1 protein-coding gene is annotated in these 3,703 nt (G+C 68.9%); it reads left to right on the forward strand.

The genetic code is table 11. From position 1 onward, the window contains the following. Positions 1 to 3,693, forward strand: a 3,693-nt coding sequence (locus ACNPM4_RS15165; RefSeq protein WP_448986221.1) for a golvesin C-terminal-like domain-containing protein, incomplete at its 5' end; no start/stop codon positions are given. Positions 3,694 to 3,703: the final 10 nt, after the last annotated feature.

The following is a 3,703-nucleotide window of genomic DNA, read 5'->3' on the forward strand; positions in this document are numbered from 1 at the left end:
GGGTGGCTGCAGGTCACCGACCCGGCGCACCGCTTCGACGAGCAGTGGCTCGTGCTGGAGGGGACACTGCCGTCGGGGAGTGCTCCCGAGCTGTACGGACCCCTGGCGCCGAGCTGGCTCGGCTTCACCTCCTACCAGGTGCTCGGCTCGCAGGCCATCGAGCTGACCACGAGCACCGACGACGTCGACCTGGTCGTCCGCTGGCGGCTGGAGGGCGCCCACCCTGAGGCGCACTACGTGCTGACCGCCAAGACCGCCGGTGACTACATCGTCGGCTACCAGAGCCAGGACGCGAAATCGCTCGACGACCTCGACGAGGTGCTGTGCGGGTCGTATCAGCACGCGCTCTCGGTGCTCGACGGATCCGCGCCCCTGGGCGCATGGGAGCTCTTCGCGCCGATGGCGCTGACCCAGTACGCCGTGGGCGATGTGGCCGTCACCTCGGGCGTGTACCTGCCCGCGGAAGTGGCCGAGTTCGTGCACGAGCGCCAGCTGATGGCCGACCGGCAGCCCTACGGGATGAGTCTGCGCAACGACAGCCTCGACATCGTGCCCAGCATGTACGCGCCGCAGCCCGGGCTGCGCACGGCCATGGCCGTCGGCGAGCAGCGCGGATTCGCGTTCGGCCTCGCGGCCCGCCCGGACACGCTGTACGGCACGTACGCGCAGCTGTGCCGCAACGAGTACGGGCTGACCGCCTACCGCAGCAACGTCTACGACCGCTCGCTCACCGACGCCGTGCACGCGATGGCGGCACTGATCGCGGTGGAACCCGACGGAGACGACTCGACCGACTACATCCCCTCGTACTCCGGCTGGTGGAATCGCGCCAAGGGGTTCGTCGACGTGGAGAACGAGGATGCCGTGCGCGCGGCGGCCAGTGGTGTCGTGCTCTCGGCGCACTATCTCACCGGCACAGCAGACGGCACTCTGTACGACCGCCGCGCGCGGCCGCTCGTCGAGTACCAGCTCTCCCGGAAGGGCATCGGGCATACACCGATGATCGGGAGCCCGGTCTACAACGACACGAGCCAGTACCGCATCGGCCGGATCCCCACGGATGCCGTGAATTTGGCGTCGCTCTACCAGCTCACGCACGGCCGCAACGCCGGCATCCAGCGGCTCGCGGTGAAGGCGACCAAGGCCGGCGTCGTCGGGCAGAGCAGGGCGCCGTTCTCGAACGCTCTTGCGACGTACCGGGTCACCGGGGATCCGGCGTACCTCGCCGAGGCGACGTTGATCGCCCGCCGCTACTCCCAGGAGCAGATCCTGGAGCCGTACCGCAGCAACGGTCAGCCGCCCGGCGGGTTCGCGTACAGCTTCTCGAAATACTGGGTCGACCTGCTCGAGATGTTCGAGGCGACCGGCGAGACCGAGTTCCTCGACGGCGCGTACCGGGAGGTGCAGCGCTTCATCACGCAGACGGCGGTCCGCCCGGTTCCGGGTGGCACGGTCACGGTGCCGGCCGGCCACGTGATCAAGCAGCAGTACGACTGGGAGTCGCGTTCGTCGCTGCCGTCGTATCCGACCACGAACGTGCCGACCGAGACCGTCCCGGCCTGGTACGTGTCTCCCTCGGGTCTCACGTTCGAGGCGCTGTCGTCGTTCAAGCTCGGCGTCAGCACACTGACCAACCCGGGCGGGGGCTATGTGTTCAACCCGTGCTGGGCGGGTGCCCTGCTGCGACTGGCGCATCACATCGGCGACGAGCTGCTGGCCGACATCGCCCACAACATGGTGATCGGCCGGTTCACGACCTATCCCGGCTACTACGGCCGACAGTTCCAGGTCGCGCACATGAAGCCCGACTTCGCGACGAGCGGTCCGGTGGGCATCACCGGGTACTACTTCCATCACGCCCCCGCGCAGCTCGGCCTCGCGATGGACTACCTGCTCAGTGAGAGCTTCTACCGCAGCGGCGGGGCGATCGAGTTCCCGCACGTGTTCGAGGCCGACTTCGCCTACTTCAAGTTCTTCGCCTACGGCCACGCCCCGGGGACCTTCTTCGGCGAGGACGGCGTCTGGCCCTATCTCCCTGCGGGGCTGATCTCGGTCTCCAATCCGCTCGTCAACTGGATCGGCGGCGTCGGCAACGATGCTCTCTACGTCAGCCTCACCAACTCCGCCGGTGCGGCGCAGCAGGTGATCGTCGACCTCGCCACCGAGCTCACGGGCATTCCCCGAGGTTTCTCGGGTGCCGTCGAGCTGGTGACCGCGAACGGCAGCCGGTCCACCGGCGCGGCCGCCAACGGTCGGGTCACCGTCACTGTGCCGGCGCGCGGGCTCGTCGCCCTCGTCATCCGGAACGTGGACGTGCAGCGCCCCGGGCTGCCGTTCGACGACGTGGCCGATCATGGCCGCGACAGCTTCCACGAGGTCGACACCGACCCCGCCACCGACTACGGGATCGCCCGCGGGATGCTCCTGGTGCGGCCCGACGGACAGGGCTACGACGCCTACGTGCAGATCGACACTGAGCAGCAGGCGACGCTGTCGTATCGCATCGGCGGGAAGCCGGCGAAGCAGGCTCCCGCGAAGGCGTATCCCTACGAGTGGACGATCCCGGTAGACGACCTCACCGACAAATTCCGGTACGCGATCACCACGGGCGGGACGACGATCGAAGAGGTGACCCTGCGGCTGCCCGCCCGGATCACCGGAGCCAACTCCGGAATCGTGGGCGACGTGATCGCGCAGGCGACGGGTACGGCCGGGGACCGCGTGCCGTTGATCTTCGAGGTGCGCAACGCGACCGGTGACCCGATCACCGGCGACATCACGGTGGCCCTGCCGGCGGGGTGGCAGCTCGACGGCACCGTACCGGCGATCACGGTCCCCGCGGAGGGCTCCGCGCGGGTGGAATCGGCGGCGATCATCGCGACGAACGCGGAGCTCGGCGAGGTCGATGTCACCGCGAACGTGACGGTCGCGGGGGAGGATCCGGTGCAGTTGCGCGCGGCCGCGATCGAGGTGATCGACCGTCGACGGCTGGTGTCACTCACCTCCGACGTCGAGATCGTCAGCGGACCGGGCGCCGTCGCCAAGCTCACCGCGCTCGTCATCAACACGGGCGTCACCCCGCTGCAGGGCACGCTCGCGCTGTACGGCGTCAGCGGGTGGAGTGTGGGGCAGCAGAGCACGAGCATCACAGTGCCCCCGCGATCCGATCTCACCCACACCTGGACGGTGACCGCGGGTTCGGGCGTCGCGCCTGGATCATCGACGCGGTTCGAGGCGCGTCTCGATCAGACCCTGCGCCGGGGTGTGCTCGTGCGCGTCGCCGACGAGGGCGTCATCGCGCACACCCAGTCCCCGTGGCCCGGCTATCTGGAGTCCGGCAACTGGTACCCCAGCGGCCTGTCCGGCTGGAACGGCACCAGGACGCGGTACAGCGACTCCGACTCCATGGGCAGCGCGGTGACGTGGAACGTGGAGCTGCCGGATGCCGGTCTCTACCGCGTCTCGGTCTGGTACCCCACGAACTCGACGACCACGACCTCGGCGGCCTACGTCGTGGAGCATCAGGACGGCAGCTCCGAGGTCATCGTGGACCAGACGCAGGGCGCGGCGGCCTGGCGTTCGCTGGGCTCGTTCCGCTACGCCGCCGAGGCCACCGGCACGGTCCGACTCGAAGTCCGCAACACCAGCATCCACCGGGTCAGCGCCGCACAGTTCGTGCGCATCGGGAACTGACGCGAAAGAA

This window comes from Microbacterium umsixpiens (assembly GCF_053543675.1).